Below are 24,744 nucleotides of genomic sequence, written 5' to 3' on the forward strand. Positions count from 1 at the left end.
GAGATGATGTCCGCAATCCTACGGTCAAGAATCCGGTTTACTGAATTGACATGTTTCGCCATTGATTGCGTGTACGGAAATTCATTTCATTGTCACATTGCAGCATCCGGCCAGACGCATGTTGTTCGACACCCTCGCCCCATCCTCCGCGCTTCGACTGATCGGCTTTGCCGACGTCGATGCGTTTCGGCCGATCGAGTCGATGGAGGATGCGAGAAGCATTCCGCTCGACGTCCCTAACTTCGCCGCGGCTCGCGCTCTCGTCTCCCTGCCGGCGTGCCGCATCGTCCTGATGCGCTCGTTCGCGCGCATCCTCGACACCGCCTATCGGATGCCGGGCGGGATGGTGATCCTGTCCATGACGGACGACCTTCAGGTCAATTTCAAGGGAATGGATCTCGACGCGCGTTTCTTCGTTGCGCTCCGCGGCAACGACGAATGCCACTTCGTCGAGCCCCGGACCAATCATCATGCGATGATCATCTTCTCACCCGACCTGAGCGACCGGGGCTGGTTCGATCAGGCAGACGATTTGCGGGCCTATGTCGCGAACCGGCCCGCCCTGCTCCATACACGGCAACTCCTGCTCGACATTCTGCGAACCGCGTCGATGCAGCCGTCCCTGTTCGAAACCACCGAGGTCGCCGCCCATCTCCAGGAAGGCCTGCTGCTCGCGCTCGACGATCTGTTTCGAATCGCTCCACTCTCGGACAGGAGCGCCTCGCTGCAGGGTGAGCGGTCGGTCAAACTCGTGCAGCGGATCGACGATTATGTCGCAACCCATCCGACTGCTCCGATCTATACAGCCGATCTGGCCGGTGAGTTTGGCGTCTCGATCCGGACGCTCGGCGGCGCGGTCAGCAAGGTGCGCGGCATGAGCCTGCACCACTATATTCGCCTGAAAAGGCTGTGGGCCGCCCGGACCCACCTCCTCAAAGGCGGCGGCGCCACTGTCGCCACATGCGCGCGTGCCCACGGCTTTCATCATCTCGGTGAGTTTGCCGCGGCCTACCGAGCGACCTTTCACGAGACGCCCTCGGACACGCTCGCCCGGGGGCGGCAAGGGGGTTTTCGGGCAGGCTGACTGCGCCGACCGTTGCGGCAATTATCGCGCGTCGGCGCTGGAACATATCCGGAACTGGCGCGCTCGGAGAGATTCGAACTCCCGACCCTCGGAATCGAAATCCGATGCTCTATCCAGCTGAGCTACGAGCGCCCTGGCCCAGGCAATGGGCCGCAACCGAGACGAACCGGACCGCTGCTGGCGAACAGGCAGGGCGGGCATCGTTCGGATGGGATCGAATTAGCAGAGAGCCCGGCCAATAAAAAGCCCTTCGCGCGCCCAATCGAGGCGAGTGGAAGGCTGTTTCACCAGGTGGTGTCGAAGAGACCGAAATGCGGCTGCTGTGCCACCAGCATCATGGGACGTCCGGGCTGCGGCGCCGGATGCGTCCTGGCGACCTTGCGCTTGGCTTGAACCGGCGCCTGAGAAGGCTGGGCCTTCGCGGCCGGCGTGAATTGGGCGAACGTCTCGCGGACCCGGGCCTTGGCCGACATCTCGGCCAAAGCCGGCGACATGCCCTCCACCGGCGGCTGCGGAGCCGCGACAGCGGCAATCTTCACCGCAGGCGCGGCAATCGTCGGCTGACTGGTGTCGAGCACGACGCGCTCAGGCAGGTGGCGATCGGACCGGATCCGGATCAGCGGCTGTTCGTTGCTTGCGGCTGCGACGGCCTGCGTCACAGGCGATGCCGGCAGAACGTAATTCGCCGCGAACAGCAGTGCGAGCAGAGCTCCACCGACAAAGACGAAATACCGAAAGATGGGCATTGGCCGCGCTCCGCCCCCCGCATCCGCGCGTGGGCTCTCCGCCTCAACAGGCGATCTGTTAATTGGTTCCTGGCCCAGCCGTTGGGTTCAAATGGCGACGGCAAGTTTTTTGGCCAAGGCCTGCCGACAGTCACTTTTCCGCTACCGGAAAATGCCGCCCTTACGCTCGACGTGCTGCAACCAGCGAGCACTTCGCCTGATCGGCATTCACGTTGACGAAGCCGACAGGAATGCGCGCAAAAGTCTTGCGGCTCTTCATGCTGACCGGGTCCGCCAGAACGCGGCTGCGGTCGGTGAGATGACTGCCGTCGCGCCGCGCAAACGCGCAGACGATTTCGACATCCTTTACGGCATAGTCATTGTCGTTTCGCAGCGTGAATGTCACCAAGGCCTTCGAGCCAAGGCCGCCGCGGCGCCAAGTCTGAGATGAAATCCTGATTCGGCCGAGTTCTGCCATTGCCGGAGTCTGGGCTTCGGTAACCGGCGACCCGGCTGCCGCCGCATTGCCCGAAGGCGCCGTCTCGATCGCTGCCACGTCAGATGTCACCGGCTCGGCACTGTTGCCCCGGGAGAGCGGGAGCAGCATCCAGACGCCGCAACCGACGATGATGATCGCCAGCAGCCACAGCAAACTTCGGCCAAACGACACGCTCGCGATTGTCACGGCCCGCGCCAGTCGTTCGCCGGTCCCGGCGAAACGCCCTAACCCGATGCGGTCAAACCCAGCGTGCATGATTGATCACCGATTAGCGGCCGAAGCACGTTCGACGACGGACCGGCCCACTGCTTACCTTAATCCGGAAGACGAACTAAGGTTCCCGCGCAGTCGCGAAGCGGCACGGCGGTGGCGGTCAGCGTCCGAGGCCGCTAACATGCGCTGCAACACCGAAAGACCTCGTCGGGAGAACATGAAATGCCTATTGTCGTCACTTGGGATCACGTCCATCTGCGCAGCCCCGATCCGGAGGCCACGGCGGCTTGGCTGCGGGACATCCTCGGTGGCGAGATCGTGCGCGCACCGGGACGGATCGAGGTCAATCTCGGCGGCGCAAGAATCTTCATTGCGCCGCTCGAGGGCGACAACGCGGTCAACCCGCCACCGTCGCACCCGCATCAGGGCCTCGACCATTTCGGTCTCACGGTGAAGGACATCGACGCCGTCGCGGCCGAGATCAAGGCCAAGGGCGTCACCTTCACGCGCGAACCGACCACGATCCGCCCCGGCGTGCGCATCTGCTTCATCCGTGGCCCCGAAGGCATCTCCATCGAGCTGCTCGAGCGCGACAAGAAATATACCTGACACGGCGCGCGCCGCATCAGCCCACCGGGGCAAGGCGCCACCCGGTGCGCCCAGAAGCATGATCCGGCGCGCTTTAGGTCATGCTACCGGGCATGAAGCAGCGGATGGCGACGCCGGTGTAGCCGTAGATCGGCCAGACCATGGTGCGACCCACCCGATTCGGCTCCGAGATCACCGCCTCCTCGGGCACGTCGACCCAGACGAGCTCCTGCTGCTGGCCTTCGAGCACGTAGCCATAGCGCGGGACGCGGACCCGATAGTGCCCGTCCTTGCTATCCCAGTCGGTGTCCGAGAGCGCCGAGCCGTCGGCATCGGAGCAGCAAGGCCCCTTGCCGCTGCGCAATCCGTCGAACCAGGCCTTCAAATCGGCATTGGTGTTGACGAACTGGCCGCGGTCGCGGGCGTACCCCAAGGGCGCTGCGACAGCGATCAGGGCCAAGGCGCAACTGAGACTCGTCACGCTTCGCCAGCGTGACGCGCCGCCAATCCGCCGTGGTCGCGTTTCGCAAATCGTGGGACGCACGCAAATCGTGGGACGCACACTGTACAGATGCGGCTCTTCGCCGCCGGAATCGATCCAGTTGCTCACGTTTGTCTTGCTCCAGCACCCCGCGGCTAGTGCAACAATGGTTATGCATTTCGCGGGCCAACTTGATTCGCAACGACTGGCCTCGCTTCATGATCAGACAGTCATGGCGCCATCACGGACAAGCCGGGACAACTACGGCTCACGGGCAGGCCCGCACGGCCGCCGGCAAACTCCCGCGTTGCGTGAGCGGATGCGCTTTGGCATAAAAGCGCTACCGGTTACGCCATTGGGCGATGGCGGCCGGCCTCGGGACGTTATGAAGAACGGCCTCTATTCGATTCACGTGAACCTGCTCGATGGCCGGGTCGGCAAGGGCAGCGGCGTGATTCTTTTTCGCGATGGCAAGATTCTTGGCGGCGATGCCTACCTCTATTACACCGGCAGCTACACGGTGAAGGACAACACCTTCAAGGGCGAGGTGCTGGTTCAGCGTCACACCTCTCCGCGAGGCGACGACAATCCGCTGTTCGGCGGCCCTGCCGCGGTCGGTATCGGCGTCAGCGGCACCTTCACGGAGACGCGCGGGGACATGACGGGCACCGCACTGGTCGGCAAGGCCAGCCAGATTTTCGGCGCGACTCTGCACAAGCTCGCAGAAGCCGATTAGTCAGCTCACTCCGCAGCCTGCTCGAGCGGCGCCACGCGCGGCAGGATGATCTGGATGCGGGTGCCGCTGCCCGGTTCGGAATCGAGATCGAGCCGTCCGCCGAGCCGGTTCGTGACGATGCTGTAGACGATGTGCAGCCCGAGACCGGTGCCGCCCTGGTCGCGTCTTGTGGTAAAGAACGGATCAAATGCACGACGGCGGACGTCGAGCGACATGCCGCAGCCATTGTCGGAGAAGATGATCTCGACATTCTCCTTGCCGGACTCGCGCACCTGGATGTCGATGGTCCCCGGCCGTCCGTCCGGGAAGGCGTGCGCCACCGCGTTGAGAAACAGATTGGTCAGCACCTGGCCGTACGGTCCGGGATAGCTGTTCATGGTCAGATCAGGCTGGCACTCGACATTGAGCGTCAAATTGTGCTTGCGCAGGCCGGGGCGCAGGCTCATCACCACCTGCTCGGTGAGGTCACCGAGATCGAAGCTGCGCTGGTCCGAATAGTTGCGGTCGGCGGCGACCTGCTTGAACGACTGGATCAGCTCAGCGGCGCGGTTGAGATTGGAGACGAGCTGCGAGGACGCGTCGCGGCTGGTGTGGAGGAAGTCGTTGAGCGTGGAGCGGCGGAGTTCGCCGCGCTCGACCTCGGCGGTGAACATCGCGGTCTTGCGCTCCAGCGCGGAGGCGACCGTGAGGCTGATGCCGACGGGATTGTTGACTTCGTGCGCGACGCCGGCGACGAGGCGCCCGAGTGCCGCCAGCTTCTCAGCCTCGATCAGCGAAGCCTGGGTCTCGCGCAGATTGCGCAACGCGGTCTCGGCGGATTCCTTGGCTTTCCGCATCTCCTGCTCGCCGCGCTTGCGCTCGCCGATGTCGAGCGCCACGGTGACGATCCGTTCGATCTCGCCCTCGGCATCGAGCAGCGGCAGCTTGTTGACGAGCCATTGCCGCATGTTGCCGGACGAGTCCTTGTACTCCTCTTCGTAGAAGCCGAGACCTTTTCGAAGCGTGAGCACGCGCTTGTCGTTCTCGTCGGTCTTGGCCGCGCCGTAGCGCGACATCAGGTCGGCGGTGGTGCGGCCAAGCGCATCGCCGGGCTCGATGCCGAAGATGCCGGCCATGTAGCGGTTCATCAGCACGTAGCGCAGGTCGCGGTCCTTGACGTTGATCACGGCGGGCACGGTGTCGATGACCTGCTGGAGCAGGCGCCGGCCTTCGGCGATGGCGTCTTCCGCCCGCCTCTGGTCGGTGATGTCGCGCAGCGTGCCCTCGTAGCGGACGATGTTGCCCGCCTCGTCGCGGACGCCGGTGGCACTGTCGGACAGCCATAGGATGTTGCCGCTGCGTTGGCGCACCTGGTATTCGAACTCGCGCACCATGCCGTCGCGCGCCATCAGCCGCTGATATTCGACGCGCGCCTCGGGATTGACGTAGATGGTGTGGGCGATGTCGTTGATGCTGTCGATGAGCTGCTTGGGGCTGTCATAGCCCATCATCCGCGCCAGCGCCGGATTGGCGTTGAGGAGATCACCGGCAGGTGTCGTCACGTAAATGCCGTCGACCGAGCCTTCGAACAGTTTTCGGTAGCTCTCTTCGGCGAGGCGCTGCTCGGTCAGCGCGCGCACCGCCGCCTCGCGCGCCGTGTCGGCCTCCTCGAGCGCGCGGCGGAACACTTCGGCTGCGCGTGCGATGTCGCCGATCTCGTTGTCGAGGTCGGCGGACGGGATCGATGCGTTCTTCTCGCCCGCCGCGAGCGCGCGAATGGAGCGCGCGATCTGGGCGAGCGGACGCACCGTCCTGCGCACCACGAACAACGCCGCAGCCATGCCGATCAGCACGCCGATCGTGCCGAGCACGATGCTCTGCCAGCGCGCCTCCGTCAGCGTGCGGGCAAAGTCGCGCGACAGCACGTGGCCGCGCCGAGCGCTGACCTCGCGCAGCAATTCGGTGACGCGGCCGATCAGCCGGCCCTCGGTTCCCAGCACCTCGCGGTCGATGTCGGCGATCTGCCGCTCACGGACCGCCACCGCGATGATGGCCTCGGCATAATTATTGACCGCCGATTTCAGCCTGGCATCGGTGATGTCCATCGCCCGCATTCCCTGCGCGGCCTGCTCCGCCGCGGACGGGTTGCGCGCCAGCAATCCGAGCGCGATCCGGCTCTGCGCCTCCGAAAGGCGCGACGCCAACTCGCGGTCCGCGGTGCCTGAGACAGCCGCGTCGAACTGGTCGCGCAGCGGCGGCAGGCCGGCGAGCAGCTGGGCGCGCCGGTCGATCAGCGTCGAGATCCGCTCCAGGCCGCTGCGATAGGTCGCGAGCCGCTCGCTGACCCCGTCGATCATATCCTGCTGCTCAGGCACCAGCTCGATGCGGGTCTTCTTCAGGATGTCGCTGAGCGTCGAGGCGGCCTCGCCCACCTGCTTGAACTGGATGCCGGCGCCGGGGTCGGTGACGAAGTCGCGCGCGGCGAGCCGCAACTCATTCATGCGGCGGTCGATGTCCTCGGCGAGGTCACCGACGCTCTGCAGCCGCTGCAGTTCGGCAAAGGTGGTGTCGATATGCCGGATCGCGATCACGCTCGCGGCCGAGGTGACGATGATCACCGCCAGCACCAGGAGGAAGCTGCCGAAGGTGAGCTGGCCGATGGAGAGCGAGAATGTTCGCTTTTTCTCAGGGGTCGGCGTCAATTCGGCGGACATTGGTGTGTTTAAGGACCCGGCTACTGGAGGCCCAATATACGATGGTTTGCGGCGCCGGGGAAACATGCCCGGGGGCGCCGGATATCCTTAATATTGCGAGCCTGCGCCTCCCTCGGCCTCGATCTACGACGTTTTGACGCCGGCCGGCCGCCGGGCCGGGATGGTCATGGCGGCGACGCCGAGGACGACGCAGGCAAGGCCGATCCAGGCGGTCTGGCTTAGGCTCTCGCCGAGGAAGGCGACACTGATGGCAACCCCGATCGGCACCCGCAGATAGGCCTGCGCAGTGGTGCCGACCGAGCCCAGGGTCTGGATCAGGCGGAAGTAGATCACGAAGGCTGCGGCCGTCGAGAAAGTCGCCAACGCGAGCAGCGCCAGCACGGAACCGAGCGAGGGCGACAGCGTCCACGGCTGTTCGACGATCAGCGAGGCCGGGATCAGCGCCGCCGCCCCCGCCAGCAGCGAGCCTGCCGCAGGCGCCATGGGATCGAGGCCCTTGAAGCTGCGGCCGAAGATCGCGGCGCAGGCGTAACAGATGGTGGCGGCAACGATCGCGGCCTCTGCAACGAGACCGCTTCCGATATCATGGAACGCGTCGACGCCGACGATCAGCAGGATGCCGGCTATGCCGGCGACCACGCCGACCAGCTTTCGCGGTGTCGTCGCCTCGTGTCGCGTCACGACGGCCGTGAGCAGGAAGGTGAAGATTGGGCCGGCCGAGTTGAGGATGGTGGCGAGCGACGCATCGACATGGCGCTCGCCCCAGGCGATCAGCGTCCAGGGAATGACGCTGTTGAGCACGGCCTGGAAGGCGAAGCGCTGCCAGGTCGCCGCATCCCTCGGCATCCGGATGCCCCGCGCCCACATGATCGCGAGCAGCAGCAGGCCCGCAATCGCGGTGCGCGCGGCGATCAGCGTGATCGGCGGAATGGTGGCGACGCCGAGCTTGATGAAGGTATAGGAGCCGCCCCAGAGCGTTGCGAGCGCGACCAGCAGCGCCAGCTCGACGGCGATGTTAGTGTCCTGCCGGTTGTCCATGTCGCGCTCCGCCGGTTGTCAGGGACCGAGCCTAGCGCGTCCGTAATCGCCAATACTTCGCTTTGTGTCGAAGTGTCCTAGCCGACCGCCCCGACTTCGAACACCTCGCCGTCATAGCCGGCCTCGCGAGGAATGCGGAGCTGGCGGCCGGTTTCGGTCTTGGTCATGACCGGCATCACCGTGACGACGGATAGGCCGCGGGCATGCTCCAGTGCAGCGCTCACGCTTGACTGCTTGGCGAGCCGGATCAGATTGCGCGTGGTCGGGAACGGCAGCTTGAAACGGCCGCTCTCGCCGCCCTCCACCGCCTCGCGCGGCGAGACCCAGATCGAGTCCGTCGACTCGCGGCCGTCATGCGCGCCGAGCTGGTCGGGCGGCGCTGCCGCAAGGAAGAACCAGGTGTCGAAACGTTTTGGCATACCCTCGGGCGTGATCCAGTGCGCGTAAGGCACGAGCGTGTCGAGCGCGAGCTGGAGGCCGTTGTCGGCCAGGATGCTGAGGAAGCTGATCTTGTGCTCGTTGAGCGCGATGCGATGCGCGTCGGCGATCTCACCCGCGCGTTTGGCATCGATGGGCGTGCCCGAATCCTTCGACCGCGCCAGCAGGATGCCGCTCTCCTCAAAGGTCTCGCGGATCGCAGCGATACGAAAGCCGCGATCCGATTCACTGAGGCCCTCGCCGCCCGAGTAGACGTCGGACCGCTTGACGATCTCCTGATCGCCAGCATCGACGCTGCCGCCGGGAAACACCAGCGCGCCCGAGTTGAACTCGATCTGATGATGGCGGACCATCATGAAGACTTCGAGTTCCTTCGCTGCTGCGCTGTCGCGCAGCAGGAGGATGGTCGAAGCCGGGCGTGATGCTGATGTCTCGGGCATGCAGCTAACCTGCGGCGCTGGATTGCGGCCCAAGATTGGCGCGCTTGTCGACGCGGGCAACGCGCGACAGCAGATACTCGACCTCGGCTTTCGCCGCCGGCGTGATAGTCGCGCCGGGCTTGCGCTGGGCGCTGGAGGCGATGATGCCGCGCTTCTGCAGTACGTATTTGCGCACGGCAAGGCCCGCGCCGGGCTGCTGCTCGTAACGGATTAACGGCAGATGCGCGTCGAACAGATCGTGCGCGGCGTCGCGCTTGCCGGCCTTCGAGAGGTTGACGACGTCGATCAGAAGCTCCGGGAAGGCGTAGCCCGTCATGGCGCCGTCGGCCCCACGCTCCATCTCGAAATCGAGGAACATGCCGCCATTGCCGCAGAGGATAGAGAGCGGACGGAGCGAGCCGTCCTTCTGAAAATTGCGCAGCGTCGAGATCTTTTCCAGTCCCGGCCAGTCCTCGTGCTTGAGCATCACGCAGTTCGCGTTGTCCATGACGATCTTGCGGATCACGGCGGGCGTGAAGATCACCGAGAGCGTCAGCGGATAGTCCTGGAGCACCCAGGGCACATCCGGCCCGATCGCCTCGGCCGCCTGCTTGTAATAGCCGACGATCTGGTCGTCGGTGCGGAGCGACGGCGGCGGCGCGATCATCACGCCGGCCGCGCCCGCGTCCATCGAGGCCCTCGCCAGCGAGCGCATGGTGGCAAAGCCCGGCGCGGAGACACCGACGATCACCTGCATCTTCTTGGCGCGCTTGACGAAGCGCACCGCCACCTGCTCGGCCTCGACGGCATCGAGCTTCGGTGCCTCACCGAGGATCCCCAGCACCGTGACGCCGTCGCAGCCGACCTCCTCGTAGAAATCGGTCAAGCGGTCGATCGAGCGCTCGTCGATCCGGCCGTCGTCGTGGAACGGCGTCGGCGCGATTGCGAAGGTGCCCTTGGCGTCGGCGGTCAGTTTCATCGTCTTTCCTTGTCTATCTCTTCGTCATCCGGACTCACGCTTCGCGTACCCGGAATGACGGTAGCCTAAAACCGCCGCGCGCCCATCTTGATCTGCTCCTCGGAGAAGAAGATCTCCTTGGCATGCTCAGCGATGTCCCGGGCGTTCCAGCCCGTGTGCGGCGGTTTCCAGCCTTCCATCTCCATCATCCGCATTTCGCGCACGCCGCGGGGCCCGGACACGCCCAACACCTTGCCCGTCTGGTCGCCCGACAAGTCGCTGACCATGTATAGCACGGCCGGCGCGATGCCGTCCGGCCCCAGCGCCGCCGAGGGGTTCTCCTTATAGCGGGGCAGGTCTGCGGTCATGCGGGTCAGCGCGCCCGGGGCCAGGGTCCAGATCCGGATGTTGTATTTGCGGCCCTCGATGGCCAGCACGTTGGACAGGCCCCAGATGCCGCCCTTGGCCGCGCCGTAATTGCTCTGGCCGAAATTGCCGATCAGGCCCGAGGTCGATGAGGTGTTGACGATGACGCCGCCGCCGTTTTCCCGCATCCAGCGAAACACCGGCAAGGTGCAACAAAAGGTGCCCTTCAGATGTACCTTGATCACCTTGTCCCAGTCGGACTCGCTGGCCTTGGCGAAGGTCTGGTCGCGCAGGATGCCGGCATTGTTGACGAGGATGTCGGCGCGGCCGAAATGCTTGATGGCGTCGTCGAACAGCGACTGGCCGCCTTCCATCGTGGAGATGTCGGCCCCGTTGGCGACGGCCTTGCCGCCTTCGGCCTTGATCGCGTCGACGACCGTCTGCGCCATCGAGGTGTCGGCGCCGGAGCCGTCACGGGGCCCACCGAGGTCGTTGACGACGACGGACGCCCCTTCCCGCGCGAACAGCTTTGCGTAGGCCTCACCGAGCCCACCGCCCGCGCCGGTGATCAGCGCAACCTTGCCATCGAGTAGTCCCATGGTGGCGTCTCCCTATTTTTGTTTCTTTCTTACCTCGCCCCGCTTGCGGGGAGAGGTATAGGCCGCCTTGGGCGGCCGTTCTAAAAAACACCGAAGCGGAGCTTCGGCTATGTCGCCCTTGCGATCCGGGTGAGGGGGTACAAGTCTCAATACCGTCACCGGTCGTGGTGAGAGCCCCTCACCCCACCCTCTCCCCGTAAGAGCGGGCCGAGGGAGTGAAACGGCGGCGCCCTTCTAACCCAGCACCGTCTTGCCGTTCTTGATCACGGTGACGCCGCGCGACTTTACCTTGGCTTCGAACGAGATCGTGTTGCCGTCTTTCCAGAGGTCCATGGTCACGGTCTCACCGGGATAGACCGGCGAGGAGAACCGCGCGACGTGCTGGCGGAAGGCGGAGGCGTCGTAATCGGCATAGGTTTGCAGCACGCCGCGGCAGGTGATGCCGTAGGTACACATGCCGTGCAGGATCGGACGCGGGAAGCCGGCCTTCTTCGCAAACTCCGGATCGGAGTGGAGCGGATTGCGGTCGCCGCAGAGGCGATAGACCAGCGCCTGGTCGGGACGCGTGACGATGTCGATGGTCTTGTCGGGCGCGCGCGAGGGGATCTTGTGCGCATCATGCTGCGTCAGGTTCGGCCCGCCAAAACCGCCGTCGCCGCGGGCGAAGCGCGAGGCGACCAGCGTTGCGAGCTTCTCGCCCTTTTCATTCTTGAGCACGGTCTGGTGGCTGATCACCACACCCTTGTCCTTGCCCTTGTCGTAGACCTCGATCACGGAGGAGTCGGCGGTGATGTGCGCGGCCACCGGCAGCGGCTGGTGGAAGGTGATATCGCGCTCGCCGTCGACCACCATGACGCGGTTGAGATTCATCTCGCCGGGACCCGAGCCCCAGGCTGCAACGGAGGCGAACGTCGGCACCACCTTGAGCGGCCGCGGCGTCAGCGTGCCCTCGTTGACGAAGGCGAGCTCGTTCTCATCCATCGGGTCGGCGCCGAGCCCGATGCCATAGGCGTACAGCATGACTTCGCGATCGCCGTAGGCATATTTCTGGCCGAGGTTCTTCAGGCCTTTGAGTTCTTCGTATCTGGCGGACATTTTGGTGGTTTCCTCCGGTGGTTCTCATCCTCATGGTGAGGAGGCGCTCTTGCGCCGTCTCGAACCACGAGATGCCCGAAACGCTTCTTTGTCTTGGCCATCCTTCGAGACGCTTGCTTCGCAAGCTCCTCCGGATGAAGACCATCCTACACCGGCGTGAAGAACGGCAGTGGTGCGCCATCCGTTGGCTTGAACACCACCTTCACCTTCTGGCCGATCTTCAGCGTCTCGAGATCGCAGTCGACGAAATTGGTCTGCAGCGAAGGCCCCTCCTTCAGCGTGACGTAACCGATCGCGTAGGGACCGGTCGGCGACTTCCGCATCAGGCTCCAGGTGTAGATCGTGGCCTCGCCCGAAGACTCCTCCCACACCGTCTTGTCCGAATAGCAGAATGGGCAGATCGCGCGCGGGAAGTAATGCGCTTCGCCGCACGCGGTGCAGCGCTTGATCATGAACTTGCCCTCTTTCGCCGCGTCCCAGAACGCGGCGGTCTCGGGGTTCGTCACCGGCGCCGGATACTTTTTTGCTTCGCTCATCACACGCGCTCCAGAATCGCAGTCGAGGCGGCGTGGCGTACGCCCAAAAGTCCGCCGGTGCCGTGGGCGATGGCGAGATCGCAATTTTGCACCTGCACCTTCGGATGCGCCTCGCCGCGCAACTGCCGCACGGCTTCGAGGATCTTGGTCATGCCGCCGCGGTTGACGGGGTGGTTGCTGCAGAGGCCACCGCCGTCGGTGTTGAACGGCAGCTTGCCCACGCCGGAGATCAGATTGCCGTCGGCGACGAACTTGCCGCCCTCGCCCTTCTTGCAGAAGCCGAGGTCTTCGAGCTGCATCAGCACGGTGATGGTGAAGCTGTCGTAGATCGAGGCGTATTTGATGTCCTCCGGCGTGATGCCGGCTTCCTCGAACGCACGCGGACCGGACCAGATGCCGGCGGAGTAAGTGAGATCGAGGTCCTTGCCGCCGCGCGGGCCCTTCATCGCCTCGCCATGGCCGATCAGGCGCACGAGAGGCTTTTTCAGGCTCTTGGCGATCTCCGGCGTCGTCACGATCAGCGCGCCGCCGCCGTCGGAGACGACGCAGCAATCCATGCGGTGCAGGGGATCGGAGATCATCGGCGAGTTCAGCACGTCCTCGACCGTGACGACATCCTTGAGCATCGCATGCGGATTGTATTGCGCGTGATGCGAGGCCGCGACCTTGATCCAGGCGAGCTGCTCGGAGGTAGTGCCGTAGTCGTGCATGTGGCGCATGGCACACATGCCATAGGCATTGTGGGTGGTCGCGCCATAGGCCAACTCGAAATCGGCCTCGGCGCCCGACGCGCGTGGCGGCATCGCCCCGGTGCGCGGCTTGCCGGCGAGCGTGATCAGCGCGATCGAGCACTTCCCTGCGGCGATCGCCTCCGCCGCATGGCCGAGATGGATGATGTAGGAACAGCCGCCGGTCTCGGTGGAATCCACATGACGGAGCTTTTTGGTGTTCAGGCCGAGATAATCGACCATCGGCCAGGCGCCGCCCGGCGCGTCGCCCGCGCAGAAATAGCCGTCGACATCGTCCTTGCTAAGCCCGGCATCCTCGATCGCGCCCTTGGCGACCTCGGCGTGGAGCTGCGCGGTGGATTTGTCCGGCGCATGCCGGGTCGGGTGTTCAAAAATCCCGGCAATGTAGGCCTTGCCCTTGATGGTCAAAACAGAGGTCTCCGCTCGCGTTTCTTCTCGGCTCTTTTTTCTGAACCGCGGTGGCCTGCTTGGCAAGCGCGGAAATATTCCGTCGGGCGAGAGGGCAGCGGGTCGGTGCAAGTGGCTTCCCTGCCCCGTCATCCTGAGGTGCGAGTGACGGGGCGCAGAGCGCCCCATCGGGAGCCTCGAAGGATGAACGGCCGAGATGTTTCGGGGTACGCGTCGCGGCGACAGCCGGTCCATCGTCCTTCGAGGGTCGCCGAAGAGGCTCGCAGCTCAGGATGACGGTCATAGATTGCAGCTTGCCTTAACATTATTCCAGGCGCGGCGAAGCAGCCTCGCGGCGCGTCGCGCCCGAGCTTTGCATGCGTCTTGCTCCGCTCCTCAAACAGAGGGCGCAGGGAAGACCGGGTGCCGGCCGGGCACCCACGGGTCCACTGTGCGAAGGTTGCGCTACAAGAGGCTGCACAGCGGCATACAGGTGAAGCCAAACATCCGGCCTTCCCTGCGCAGTGGCTTTACGGCTTATGTCGCGCTCTCCCCGGGGAGCGATGCACTATTGCCCCCGTCGCCTTGCGAGTGACCGCAAGACTTGACGCACAGACCCCGGGCGTCAGGACCACACGATTTTGCCGTACGCGAGACCGCGCCCGTCGTGCACGAGACAATCTCGCGCGACGCAGCCCACGTCCACCGCCACTCACCCCGCGTTTCGTGACGATCGCGATACGCCCCTCTGAGAGGGATGAGGTGAGCAGCAGATACGACAATTCCGAATTTCGGTAAACTGGAATATTTTTGCTTGGGTGGATTGACCCGCCCATTGGTGTTTTGCCCGACGGGCAACGCAAGGGACGGTGCCGGTGGGCAAAGCGAAAGCGTGCCCACCAGTTCTCGCGCAATCCCGGTGAGATGGTGGGCACGGCGCTTCGCGCCTTTACCCACCGAGACTGCCTTATTCCGCCGCGATCTGCCTTGGCGCGGGCGGCGGGCTCGCGAGATCGGCAGCGAGTTGGGCGTAGCGGGCCTTGGCGTCTGCGACCGCTTTCTCCTTCACCGGTCCGTAGCCGCGGATACGGTCGGGCAGCGACAGCAATTCGACCGCGGTATCGATCGTGAGCGGCGACAACAACCCGAGCACGGTGGCGACGTCCTTCTCGTAGCCCACGATCAGGTCGCGCTCGAGCTTGCGGTCGGCGCTGCGGCCGAAAATGTCGAGCGCCGTGCCGCGCAGGAATTTGAATTTCGCCAGCACGCGGAACGCCGGGAGCATCCAGGGGCCGAAGGCACGTTTCTTCGGCCGGCCGAGGGCGTCGAGGCCACCGCCGAGGATCGGCGGGGCGAGATTGAAGTTGAACTTGAAATCGCCTTCGAACTGGTCGCGAAGCTGTTTTTCGAAGGCGCCATCGGTATAGAGGCGCGCGACTTCGTATTCGTCCTTGTAGGCCAGCAGCTTGGCGTAATTGACTGCGACCGCGCGCGGCAGCGCGTCGTCGTACCCGGCCTGCGTGGCGGCATCGCGGACCTGATCAACCAGCTTGCGGTAGCGTTTGGCGAGCCGGCCGTTCTGATAAGCGGTCAGATGTCTGGCGCGGTGCTCGATGACCTCGTCGAGCGTCATCGCATCCAGCGTCTTCGGCACGACAACCTCGTCGGTCCCCTTCAGCATGCCGGCGAGGCGCGCGGGATCGGCGACCGCGAGGCGGCCGAGGCGGAAAGCTTCCTTGTTCATCTTGATCGAGACGCCGTTGACCTCGATCGCCTGCTCGATCGACTCCGCCGACAAAGGCAAAAGCCCCTTCTGATAGGCGTAGCCCATCATCATCATGTTGGTGGCGATGCTGTCACCAAGCAGCTGCTCGGCCGGCTTGGTGAAGTCGAAGAACACCGAGTCCTGGTGCAGCGCCGTTTCCAGCAACCCGTTCAGCTTGCGGGTTTGGAAATTGAAGTCGCGGTTCAGGACGAAATCGGCGGTCGGGATGACGTGGCTGTTGATGATGCCGCGGGTGCGGCTGGTGTCGCAGAGCGAGATCGTGTCCTTGGCGACGGCAACCACTTCATCGGCGGCAAGCACGAGATCGGCCGTGCCGGTGACAATGCGCGAGCAGGTGACGTCGGCGGTGTGCTCGGAAAGCCGAACATGGCTCAGCACCGCGCCGCCCTTTTGCGCGAGACCGGACATGTCGAGGATCATGCTGGCCTTGCCCTCGATATGGGCGGCCATGCCGAGCAGCGCGCCGATCGTCAGCACGCCCGTGCCGCCGACCCCGCCGACCGCGACGTTGTAGGGCCGCTCCAGCGTCGGTCGCGACGCTGGCTCCGGCAGATCGCCGATATCACCAACGCCCGCTGGCGCGCGCTTGCGCATCTTGCCGCCGTCGACGGTGACAAAGGACGGGCAAAAGCCTTTGACGCAGGAATAATCCTTGTTGCAGGTCGACTGGTTGATGGCGCGCTTGCGCCCCATCTCCGTCTCCAGAGGTTCGACCGAAATGCAGTTCGATTGCACCGAGCAATCGCCGCAGCCTTCGCACACCGCGGGATTGATCAGCACGCGGCGTGCCGGATCCTCCAGCGTGCCGCGCTTGCGGCGGCGGCGCTTTTCGGCGGCGCAAGTCTGCACGAAGACGATCGCGGACGCACCCTTCACCTTGCGCAGCGTCTTCTGAACCGCGTCGAGTTCGTCGCGATGCGCGGTCTTGACGCCGGGCGCGATCTCGTTCGCCGGATAGGCGTCTGGATTCTCCGAAACGAGGTAAATCTCGCGGATGCCTTCGCTGTGGAGCTGGAAGGTGATCTGCTGCGGCGACAATTCGCCGTCGACATGCTGGCCGCCGGTCATCGCGGTCGCGTCGTTGTAGAGGATCTTGTAGGTGATGTTGGCGCCGGAGGCGACCGCCTGGCGGATCGCAAGGCTGCCGGAGTGGAAATAGGTGCCGTCGCCGAGATTGGCGAACACGTGCTCTTCCTTGGTAAAGGGGGCAACGCCGACCCACGGCACGCCCTCGCCGCCCATATGGGTGAAGGTCTCGGTGGAGCGATCCATCCACAGCGCCATGAAGTGGCAGCCGATGCCGGCAAAGGCGCGGCTACCTTCGGGCACCTTGGTCGAGGTGTTGTGCGGGCAGCCGGAGCAGAAATATGGGGTGCGGGAGACAGGCGCAGTCGCCTGCATTTGCGTGGCCTGGCGGCCGTTGAACCAGTCGGCCTTGGCGCGCAGCATGCTTGCAATTTCGGGATTGAGATCGAGGCGAAGCAGGCGCTCGGTGAGCGAACTGGCCAGCGAGGCGACGCTGAGTTCCTCGGCAAAGGGGAGGAAGCGCTTGTCGTGATCGTCCATCTTGCCGATGATGCGGGGACGGACATCGTCGCGCCAGTTGAACAATTCCTGCTTCACTTGATTTTCGACGATCTCGCGGCGCTCTTCGATGATGAAGATTTCCTCGAGGCCTACGGCAAATTGCCTGACGCCTTCGGGCTCCAGCGGCCAAGGCATGCCGATCTTGTACAATCGAAGTCCGATCTTGGCGGCGACCTCGGGCGTGATGCCGAGCTCGCGCAGCGCCTGCCTTATATCCTCGTAGCTCTTCCCGGACGCCATGATGCCGTAGCGGGCGTTCGGCGAATCCATGGTGACGCGATTGACCTTGTTCGCCCGCGCGAAGGCGATCGCGGCAAACCCCTTGTAGTCTTGCAAGCGACGGTCCTGAGCAAAGCGGTCGTCGGGCCACCGCAGATTGAGGCCACCCTCGGGCATCTCGAAATCGGCGGGGATCACGAACGGCGTCATCTCGTCGGTGAGGTCGATCTCGGCGGTGGTCTCCACCGTTTCCGTGATCACCTTCATGCCGACCCAGCAGCCGGAATAGCGCGACATCGCAATGCCGAGCAGGCCCATCTCGATCATTTCGTGGATGCTCGAGGGATAGAGATACGGCATCAAAGCGGACATGAAGGCGTGGTCGGACTGATGCGGGACGGTAGAGGATTTCGCGCCGTGGTCGTCGCCGGCAAGGCACAAGACGCCGCCGTTCTTGGCCGAGCCGGCGGCATTACCGTGGCGGAACACGTCGCCGCAGCGGTCGACGCCGGGGCCCTTGCCGTACCAGATGCCGACCACGCCGTCGTATTTGGCGCCCGGTGAGAGGTTAAGCTGCTGCGAGCCCCAGACGGCGGTGGCCGCCAGATCCTCGTTCACGCCGGGCTGAAACTTGATGTTGTACTGTTCGAGATGCTTGCGGGCGGCGAAGAGCTGCTGGTCGTAGCCCCCGAGCGGCGAGCCGCGATAGCCGGAGATGAAGCCTGCAGTGTTCAGCCCCGCAGCGCGGTCCCGGCGAATCTGGGCCATGGGCAGGCGGACCAGCGCCTGGATGCCCGTCGTGAAGATATGGCCGGTGTCCTGGGTGTATTTTTGATCGAGACTGATCGGACCCTGGTTGATGCCCATTATGTCCTCTTCCGCCCTTTTTGAGCGTTTGGCTGCCTAAGCCGTTGCCTGCCCGTTGTTTTTAGCTAGGGCGCGCCGACCACCTCCGCCACTCTATGTCGGATATTTAACGCTCCGCATCACAAATCTGGACCAAAGGCAGCGCCGGGTAAAAATCGCAACTTCGTGGCTGCAATGGCATGCGCGATTTTCAATTTGTGTCACCATACCCCCGCCGTCGCGAAACGAATTGACGCCCTGATCACGGGGGCCGGCTTCAATAGGTCGCAGGAGAGGCTTTCGATGCGGACGATTCTGGCTGGCCTAGCGCTTTTGGGTTTTGCGTTGTGCAGTGCGGTTGCGAGCGCGGCCCGCGCCGCCGAGCCGTCGCCGGAGCTGATCGCCTACGGCAAGGCGCTGGTCGAGACCGGCGATTGCGCGGGCTGCCATACCGTCGATCCCGCAAGACCCTTCGCGGGCGGAAAGCGGATCGACACGCCCTTCGGCGCGATCTATGCGCCGAACCTGACGCCGGATCGCGACACCGGGATCGGCGCCTGGACGGATGCCGATTTCGTGCGCGCTGTCCGCACCGGCATCGCACCTGACGGCTCGAACTACTATCCGGCCTTCCCCTATCCCTACTTCACCAAGATGACGAAGGACGACGCGCTGGCGATCCGGGCCTATCTCGGAACGCTCGCGCCCGTGATCAGCCGCAACAAGCCGCCGGAGCTGCGCTGGCCGTTCGGCTATCGCGGCCTGATGCGGGTCTGGAACACCATGTTCTTCAAGCCCGGCCTGTTCGAGCCGGACCAAAGCCAGAGCGCGGCGTGGAATCGGGGCGGCTATCTCGTCACTGGGCTCGGCCATTGCGGCGCCTGCCACACGCCGAAGAACTATTTCGGGGCGGACAAGACCGCACAGGCGTTGTCCGGCAGCGAGATCGGCGGTTGGTATGCGCCGCGGCTCGATGGCGCCGTGCGCACCGGGCTGAAGTCGTGGAGTGTCGCGGACATCACGGAATATCTTCAGAGCGGCCGCAACGCCAAGAGCCATGCCGGCGGGCTGATGGCGGAAGTCATCGTCAACTCGACCGCGAAGATGAGCGATGCCGATGTGCGTGCGATCGCGGTCTACCTGAAGAGCCTGCCGCCGGCGCGGCGTGAGACGATCGTGACGCCGCCTGACGAGACCGAGATGAAGGCCGGCCAGGCCGTCTACGCCAAACTCTGCATCGCCTGCCATGAGGCCGACGGTTCCGGGGCACCACGCATCTATCCGCCGCTGCCTGCCAACGCGTTGCTGCAATCGGTCAATCCGTCCTCGACCTTGCGCATCATCCTCGACGGCGCCCACACCGTGACGACCTCGCGCGCGCCCAACACAGGCGAGATGCCGGGCTACGCCAAACAATTGTCGAATGACGAGATCGCGGCGGTGACGAACTACATCCGCAATTCCTGGGGCAACGCGGCCCCGTTGGTGACGCCGGAACAGGTGGCGAAGGCGCGGAAGCAGGAGCCGTAATCAGGGCTCTCGCTCCTCGTCTCCCGTGAACACGAATTTCGGCATCTCCCATTTGTAGCGGACCGCAAGCAGGCGGAAGCTGATGCCCAGGATGAAGGTCAGGATGGTCCAGAGCTCGGCGTTGATCTGCAATCCGAACGCGGTCGCATAGAACAGACCGGTGACGACCGAGACGCTGGCGTAGAGCTCGGAGCGGAACAACAGCGGCACGTCGTTGCAGAGCACGTCGCGCAACACGCCGCCGGCGCAGCCCGTCACCATGCCGGAGACGATGACGATCGGCAGCGAGGCATCCATTTGCCAGGCGACGTCGCAGCCGGTCATGGTGAAGACCACGAGCCCGATGGCATCGAGCACGACGAAGGCGAGCCTGAGCCGGTGCACAAAACGCGCAAACAGGATGGTCAGCAGTGCAGCCGCGCCGGGAAACGCGAGATAGACCGGGTTGGCGACCCAGGCCAGCGGATAATGCCCGAGCAGGAGATCGCGCAGCGTGCCGCCGCCGAGCGCGGTAATGCAGCCGAGGAAGCAGACGCCGAGCCAATCCATGCTGCGTCGGCCCGCCGCGAGCGCAGCCGTCACGCCTTGCGCGGTCAACGCGACCAGCGACAGGAAATGGAGGACGCTATCGCTTGGCGGCAGGTTCCACATCGCTTGTTCCTTAATCCTACGACGGAACCCGGCGTCTTCGGCTCCCAAGGAACAGGTTCCCGATTCCCGAGACCGGGGCAACATGCGACGAAAGCATAATGGAGGCGGAACGGAATCTCGCATCCGGGGGTTGTCCAGCCGTCATAAACGAGGAGACCAACGATGGCTGACGACCGTTTTCCCAACGATCCGTACCGCCCGAACCTCGCCGACGATGAGTATCTCCGTACGGCGCGACGGGATGATGCCTATCTTCAAGCCGACCCCGAACTGGGTGAAGGCCCTGCCTCCAGCGGCAAGGTCGCCATGTTCGCTGTGGCTGTCGCGCTGGTGCTGGGTGCAGTGTTCTATGGCTTGAACAATAGCAGCACGGGCAACCAGGCGAGCAATGCGCCCGCGACGCAGACCGCCCAGCAGGCGCCGGTGACCAATCCAGCCGCCCCTCCCGGCATGCGTGACGTGACGCCGCGCAACAACACCGAGCCCGGCGTGACCACGGGTGCCGCGCCGAGCAAGCCGGCCGCGCCTGAGCCGGCGGCCCCGTCCGACAAGTCGCAATAATCTGTCCGGTTGGAACGCGAAGCGGCGGGATCAAAAGTCCCGCCGCTTTTCGTTTGGATCTCTTGTTTGAGCACGCCCCTGTCGGGAGAACCGCTGCGCACTTCCCCGGCTGGTGCTCTAGCTGAACATCTTGTTGAGCTCGCCGCCGGGATAGCCGCTGCCAAGCTCGCTGAAGGTGCCCTTCTCCGCCATCTCCTTCGCGGCACGCATGAAGCCGCCCCAGGCGGCGCGGGCGAGCGAGCCGCCGACGCTGATCCGGCGCACGCCGAGATCCTCGGCTTCCTTCACCGACAGTCCGGAGCCGCCGATCAACAGATTGAACGGTTTTGGTGCGACAGCCTTCACCACCGCAGTGATGTCCTCGCGGGTCTTCAGCCCCGGCGCGTAGAGGCAATCGGCGCCTGCGTCTGCATAGGCGGTGAGCCTGTCAATGACGAGCTTGAGGTCGGTCACGCCCCACAGATACGCCTCGCAGCGGCCGACCAGCAGCGTGCCGCTGTCGCCGATCGCCCTGCGCGAGGCCTTGATACGCTCGACCGCGAGTGAGCGCTCGTAGATCGGCTTGTCCTTGTCGCCGGTGGAATCCTCGATCGAGAGACCGGCAACGCCGGTGCGCACACAGCGCTCGACATTGTCAGCGACCTTGTCCGGCTCGACGGCAAAGCCGCCCTCGAAATCCGCGTTCATGGGGATGTCGACGGCTGAGCTCAATGCTGCCAGATGCTGACAGACATCCTCGACGGTGACGCGGTTGTCGGCCTTGCCGATAGTCCAGGCAAAGCCCGCGCTCGACGATGCCAGCGCCTTGAAACCGAGATGCTGCAACGCTTTCGCGCTGCCGACGTCGACCGGATTGGGCAGGATGAAGCAGCCGCTCTCGTGCATCTTCCTGAAGGTTGCGCGCTTGTCAGCGGTTGTCAGTTGCATGTTTCTCTCCCTGAGTTGGCCGCGCAGAGATAGGCACGCACAATCGCGAGCGCTAGTGCGCGTCGTGCACCGCGCGGCTGTCCTTGGGCGCCTGCTCGCGATCATTCATGCTGTAGTCACGGATGACGCTGGCGATGCGCAGATGATAATCAGCGAAGATTTTTGCCCTGCCCTTCGCTTGCGTGCGGCGGTGCTCCATCGTGTTGCGCCAGGCCTGCACGGCTGCCTCGTCCCGCCAGAACGACACCGACAAGATCTTGCCTTTCTCAGTCAGGCTCTCGAAGCGTTCGACCGAAATGAAGCCGTCGATGGTTTGCAGGATCGGCTTCAGATCGGCTGCGAGGTCGAAATAATCCTGGCGGTGTTCGGGCTTCGGCCAGACCTCGAAGATCACGGCGATCATGGGCATCTCCTGCTGTTGGTGGCCTACAATACCACTTACAAGACCACTTGGCGCAGGAAGGTGCGCTCTTCGGCGAGGATGAATCTGTGCTCCTCGGCGAAGTGGAAGTTCGCCATGCCCTCGGTGTCTTGACGCAGCCGGGCGCGATAGGCCTCGTAGGCGGCCAGACTCTCGAAGGTGATCAGCGCGAACGCGATATTGTTGGTGCCCTCGTGCGGCATGAAATAGCCGATCAGGTCGCCACCGCATTTCGGGATGATGGTCAGCCAGCGCTTTGAGTACTCCTCGAACTGCGCGCGCTTGAAGGGATCGAGCTGGTAGCGGATGAAGACGGTGACGGACATGTTGGGCTCCTTAATCTCTCATCGCGAAAGCGCGAGCAACACCGTGGCCGCTGAAGCATCTGGATCGCTTCGCTTCGCTCGCAATGACCTGTTCGTGGCAACACGCTACGCGCTTGCCCGACCGCGATGCTTCGGCTACCATCGAAGCATGAAATCAGGTCCCGATATCGCCATGATTGCCTCGTTGGTCGGCGATCCCGCCCGGGCCAACATGCTCACGGCGCTGATGAACGGCCGTGCGCTGACCGCGAGCGAGCTCGCGCAGGAGGCCGGCATCACGCCGCAGACCGCGAGCTCGCACCTCTCCAAGCTGGAGGCAGGCGGGCTGGTCGAGCCGGAGAAGCAGGGCCGCCACCGCTACTACCGCCTCACCGACGACGACGTCGCCGGCGTGCTGGAAGGCCTTGCAGGGCTTGCCGCGCGAACCGGCCATATGCGCGTGCGCACCGGGCCGAAGGATCCGGCGCTGCGGCGCGCGCGGATCTGCTATGACCATCTCGCCGGCGATCTCGGCGTGCAAATGCTCGACACCATGCGCACGCAAAACCTGATCAAACAGAAGAAACAGGACATCGAGCTGACGGCGGAAGGCGAGCGCTTCCTTGCAAAGCATTTGCAGATTTCGGCGGACATGCTCACCCATCCGCGCCGCCCGGTGTGCAAGGCGTGCCTCGACTGGAGCGAGCGGCGCCACCATCTCGCCGGCACGCTGGGCGCTGCCATGATGCAGCGTTTCGCCGAACTGAAATGGGCCGCCCGCGACGCCACGCCCGGCAGCCGTGTGGTGAATTTCACCCGCACCGGCGAGAAGCAGTTTGCCGCTTTGTTCGGTGATGGGCGGGAATAAACACAAATCCGTGTGAACGACGCCTCTCGTCGTGGCCGGGCTTGACCCGGCCGTCCACGTCTTTATGCGAACGATCGTTCCGTGCACCCTCAGAGAGTTCCATGAACCGCTTCGCTTTGGCCACCCTCGCGGCTGCCCTCCTCGCTTCCCCTCTCGCCTCCGCTCACGCCGCCGACACGGCCCAGCGCGAGCCCTACGGCATCGCGCTCGAAGGCTTTGCCTATCCCTATCCGGTGCATTTGCTGCCTGTTGCCAACGACGGCGAGCAGCTCAGCATGGCGTATATGGATGTCGCGCCGACGCAGCCGAACGGCCGCACTGTCGTGCTGCTGCACGGACGCAATTTTCCGTCGAGCTATTGGGCACCCGTTATCAAGATGCTGAACGACGCCGGCTTCCGCGTCGTGGTGCCGGACCAGATCGGCTTCGGCAAATCCTCCAAGCCAACGGGCGAACTGCATTTCGACACGCTGGCGCGCAACACCATCGCGCTGCTCGATCATCTCAAGATCGACAAGGCCGAGATCGTCGCCCATTCGCTCGGCGGCATGCTGGGCGTGCGCATCGCCCGCGCCTATCCGGACCGCGTCGCCCATCTCGTGCTGACGGCGCCGATCGGACTGGAAGACTACCGCCTCTACGTGCCGCCGACGCCGACCGAGAAGGTCATCGAGAGCGAAGACAAGCTGACGCCTGAGGGCTATCGCAAACAGCTCGAAACCAACTACGCAATAAAACTGCCGCCGGACCAGATCACGCCGTTCATCGACGCCCGCTTCAACATCAAGGGCAGCCCAGACTACAAGCGCTGGCTACGCGCCTTCGTCAGCTCCGGCCAGATGATCTATCGCGAGTCGGTCGCGCACGAGGTCGCGCTCATCACCGAGCCGACGCTGTTCATCATGGGCGCCGACGACCACAACGCGCCGGGCCGGCCACTCGCGCCGGAAGCACTGCGCGCAAAGATGGGGCAGAACGCCGAGCTGGCAAAAGCGTTTGCGGCGATGATGCCGAATGCGCGAGCCGAAGTGATCCCGGACACCGGCCATCTCGTCTTCCTGGAAGCGCCGGAGAAGTACAGGGAGTTGGTGCTGGGCTTTCTCGGCCGCTAGCGCCATTGCCGTCGCCTGAAGCCGAATGCGCAGAATGTTCATGCCGCATTCAGGTCATGATTGGCAGATTTGGGTTGCGACGTGTCGGCATGCTGCAAAATTTAACATGTCGAATCGTGTCTTTTGATTCATTGTGCGCCGCGAGGCGCCGCCCCCAGGAATCTGCCCCAAGGACGAGAAGGAAGTTCACATGAAATATCTGTTCGCCGCCGTCATGCTTGCCAGCGCGGTCGTTGGTTTCAGCGAAGCGGCCAGCGCCGCCGGCGGCTGCGGGCCGGGCTGGTATCGCGGCCCCTATGGCGGCTGCCGCCCGATGGCCGGCCGCCC

The 24,744-nt window shown here is 64.3% G+C and carries 23 protein-coding genes and 1 tRNA gene; 7 read left to right on the top strand and 17 right to left on the bottom strand.

Annotation, left to right across the window (positions count from 1 at the left end):
* Positions 1 to 118 precede the first annotated feature (118 nt).
* Positions 119 to 1,084 (top strand): AraC family transcriptional regulator, encoded by a 966-nt coding sequence (locus IVB31_RS18320; protein WP_247324855.1) that lies wholly within the window; start codon positions 119 to 121, stop codon positions 1,082 to 1,084.
* A 55-nt stretch (positions 1,085 to 1,139) separates the two neighbouring features.
* Here IVB31_RS18320 and IVB31_RS18325 read toward each other — a convergent pair.
* The 3 genes from IVB31_RS18325 to IVB31_RS18335 all read right to left on the bottom strand — a co-directional run bounded on the left by IVB31_RS18325 (position 1,140) and on the right by IVB31_RS18335 (position 2,494).
* Positions 1,140 to 1,216, bottom strand: a tRNA-Arg gene (locus IVB31_RS18325).
* 152 nt (positions 1,217 to 1,368) lie between these two features.
* Positions 1,369 to 1,830, bottom strand: coding sequence for a hypothetical protein (locus IVB31_RS18330; protein ID WP_247324859.1), 462 nt, complete (start codon positions 1,828 to 1,830; stop codon positions 1,369 to 1,371).
* Between the two features lie 160 nt (positions 1,831 to 1,990).
* Entirely contained in the window at positions 1,991 to 2,494 is a 504-nt protein-coding gene (locus IVB31_RS18335) for a hypothetical protein (protein ID WP_247324868.1), read from the bottom strand.
* Between the two features lie 249 nt (positions 2,495 to 2,743).
* On the opposite strand from IVB31_RS18335, the gene IVB31_RS18340 reads away from it, so the two are divergent.
* Positions 2,744 to 3,130 carry a VOC family protein gene (locus tag IVB31_RS18340; protein ID WP_247324869.1) on the top strand — a complete coding sequence of 129 codons (387 nt, stop codon included), beginning with the start codon at positions 2,744 to 2,746 and terminating at the stop codon, positions 3,128 to 3,130.
* Positions 3,131 to 3,203: 73 nt separating this feature from the next.
* Here the strand turns inward: IVB31_RS18340 and IVB31_RS18345 are convergent, their stop codons facing one another.
* Positions 3,204 to 3,719 (bottom strand): hypothetical protein, encoded by a 516-nt coding sequence (locus tag IVB31_RS18345; RefSeq protein ID WP_247324871.1) that lies wholly within the window; start codon positions 3,717 to 3,719, stop codon positions 3,204 to 3,206.
* Positions 3,720 to 3,975: 256 nt separating this feature from the next.
* Between IVB31_RS18345 and IVB31_RS18350 the strand changes: the two genes are divergently transcribed.
* Positions 3,976 to 4,326: a GrlR family regulatory protein gene (locus IVB31_RS18350; protein WP_007603093.1), complete on the top strand. Its 351-nt coding sequence runs from the start codon at positions 3,976 to 3,978 to the stop codon at positions 4,324 to 4,326.
* A 5-nt stretch (positions 4,327 to 4,331) separates the two neighbouring features.
* Here the strand turns inward: IVB31_RS18350 and IVB31_RS18355 are convergent, their stop codons facing one another.
* From IVB31_RS18355 to IVB31_RS18395, 9 genes are all read right to left on the bottom strand, one after another.
* Positions 4,332 to 7,019: a PAS domain S-box protein gene (locus tag IVB31_RS18355; protein WP_247324873.1), complete on the bottom strand. Its 2,688-nt coding sequence runs from the start codon at positions 7,017 to 7,019 to the stop codon at positions 4,332 to 4,334.
* Positions 7,020 to 7,142: 123 nt separating this feature from the next.
* The gene (locus tag IVB31_RS18360) at positions 7,143 to 8,057 is read right to left on the bottom strand and encodes an EamA family transporter (RefSeq protein WP_247324874.1); all 915 of its coding nucleotides are present in this window, start codon (positions 8,055 to 8,057) and stop codon (positions 7,143 to 7,145) included.
* 77 nt (positions 8,058 to 8,134) lie between these two features.
* Entirely contained in the window at positions 8,135 to 8,935 is an 801-nt protein-coding gene (locus IVB31_RS18365) for an NUDIX hydrolase (RefSeq protein ID WP_247324875.1), read from the bottom strand.
* 4 nt (positions 8,936 to 8,939) lie between these two features.
* Positions 8,940 to 9,893: a dihydrodipicolinate synthase family protein gene (locus IVB31_RS18370; protein ID WP_247324877.1), complete on the bottom strand. Its 954-nt coding sequence runs from the start codon at positions 9,891 to 9,893 to the stop codon at positions 8,940 to 8,942.
* A gap of 65 nt (positions 9,894 to 9,958) precedes the next feature.
* Entirely contained in the window at positions 9,959 to 10,837 is an 879-nt protein-coding gene (locus tag IVB31_RS18375) for an SDR family oxidoreductase (RefSeq protein WP_247324882.1), read from the bottom strand.
* Between the two features lie 234 nt (positions 10,838 to 11,071).
* Positions 11,072 to 11,932, bottom strand: coding sequence for a MaoC family dehydratase (locus IVB31_RS18380; RefSeq protein WP_247324883.1), 861 nt, complete (start codon positions 11,930 to 11,932; stop codon positions 11,072 to 11,074).
* Between the two features lie 146 nt (positions 11,933 to 12,078).
* Positions 12,079 to 12,468: an OB-fold domain-containing protein gene (locus IVB31_RS18385; protein ID WP_247324884.1), complete on the bottom strand. Its 390-nt coding sequence runs from the start codon at positions 12,466 to 12,468 to the stop codon at positions 12,079 to 12,081.
* Positions 12,468 to 13,625: a thiolase domain-containing protein gene (locus IVB31_RS18390; protein ID WP_247324886.1), complete on the bottom strand. Its 1,158-nt coding sequence runs from the start codon at positions 13,623 to 13,625 to the stop codon at positions 12,468 to 12,470. Before IVB31_RS18390 ends, IVB31_RS18385 begins: the two co-directional genes overlap by 1 nt.
* Before the next feature lie 946 nt (positions 13,626 to 14,571).
* Complete coding sequence (locus tag IVB31_RS18395) at positions 14,572 to 18,063, bottom strand: indolepyruvate ferredoxin oxidoreductase family protein (protein WP_247324888.1); 3,492 nt, start codon at positions 18,061 to 18,063, stop codon at positions 14,572 to 14,574.
* A 282-nt stretch (positions 18,064 to 18,345) separates the two neighbouring features.
* On the opposite strand from IVB31_RS18395, the gene IVB31_RS18400 reads away from it, so the two are divergent.
* Positions 18,346 to 19,572, top strand: coding sequence for a cytochrome c (locus IVB31_RS18400; protein ID WP_247324889.1), 1,227 nt, complete (start codon positions 18,346 to 18,348; stop codon positions 19,570 to 19,572).
* Here IVB31_RS18400 and IVB31_RS18405 read toward each other — a convergent pair whose 3' ends face one another.
* On the bottom strand, positions 19,573 to 20,223 hold the full coding sequence (locus IVB31_RS18405; RefSeq protein WP_247324890.1) for a trimeric intracellular cation channel family protein: 651 nt from the start codon (positions 20,221 to 20,223) through the stop codon (positions 19,573 to 19,575).
* A 162-nt stretch (positions 20,224 to 20,385) separates the two neighbouring features.
* Here IVB31_RS18405 and IVB31_RS18410 point away from each other — a divergent pair, with 162 nt between their 5' ends.
* Complete coding sequence (locus IVB31_RS18410; RefSeq protein WP_247324891.1) at positions 20,386 to 20,784, top strand: hypothetical protein; 399 nt, start codon at positions 20,386 to 20,388, stop codon at positions 20,782 to 20,784.
* A 117-nt stretch (positions 20,785 to 20,901) separates the two neighbouring features.
* On the opposite strand, the gene IVB31_RS18415 is transcribed toward IVB31_RS18410, so the two are convergent.
* The 3 genes from IVB31_RS18415 to IVB31_RS18425 are packed head-to-tail and all read right to left on the bottom strand — an operon-like array spanning position 20,902 to position 22,458.
* Positions 20,902 to 21,711, bottom strand: a complete 810-nt coding sequence (locus IVB31_RS18415) for an isocitrate lyase/phosphoenolpyruvate mutase family protein (RefSeq protein WP_247324892.1) — start codon at positions 21,709 to 21,711, stop codon at positions 20,902 to 20,904.
* 52 nt (positions 21,712 to 21,763) lie between these two features.
* A complete protein-coding gene (locus tag IVB31_RS18420) occupies positions 21,764 to 22,114 on the bottom strand; it encodes an antibiotic biosynthesis monooxygenase (protein ID WP_018456489.1) in 351 nt (116 codons plus the stop codon).
* Between the two features lie 35 nt (positions 22,115 to 22,149).
* Positions 22,150 to 22,458, bottom strand: a complete 309-nt coding sequence (locus IVB31_RS18425; RefSeq protein ID WP_247324894.1) for an NIPSNAP family protein — start codon at positions 22,456 to 22,458, stop codon at positions 22,150 to 22,152.
* Positions 22,459 to 22,606: 148 nt separating this feature from the next.
* On the opposite strand from IVB31_RS18425, the gene IVB31_RS18430 reads away from it, so the two are divergent.
* Positions 22,607 to 23,305: a metalloregulator ArsR/SmtB family transcription factor gene (locus IVB31_RS18430; RefSeq protein WP_247324896.1), complete on the top strand. Its 699-nt coding sequence runs from the start codon at positions 22,607 to 22,609 to the stop codon at positions 23,303 to 23,305.
* 101 nt (positions 23,306 to 23,406) lie between these two features.
* Complete coding sequence (locus IVB31_RS18435) at positions 23,407 to 24,417, top strand: alpha/beta hydrolase (RefSeq protein WP_247324899.1); 1,011 nt, start codon at positions 23,407 to 23,409, stop codon at positions 24,415 to 24,417.
* Positions 24,418 to 24,744 lie beyond the last annotated feature (327 nt).

The sequence above is a fragment of the Bradyrhizobium sp. 21 genome (genome assembly GCF_023073335.1).
In the GTDB taxonomy this organism is placed as follows: domain Bacteria; phylum Pseudomonadota; class Alphaproteobacteria; order Rhizobiales; family Xanthobacteraceae; genus Bradyrhizobium.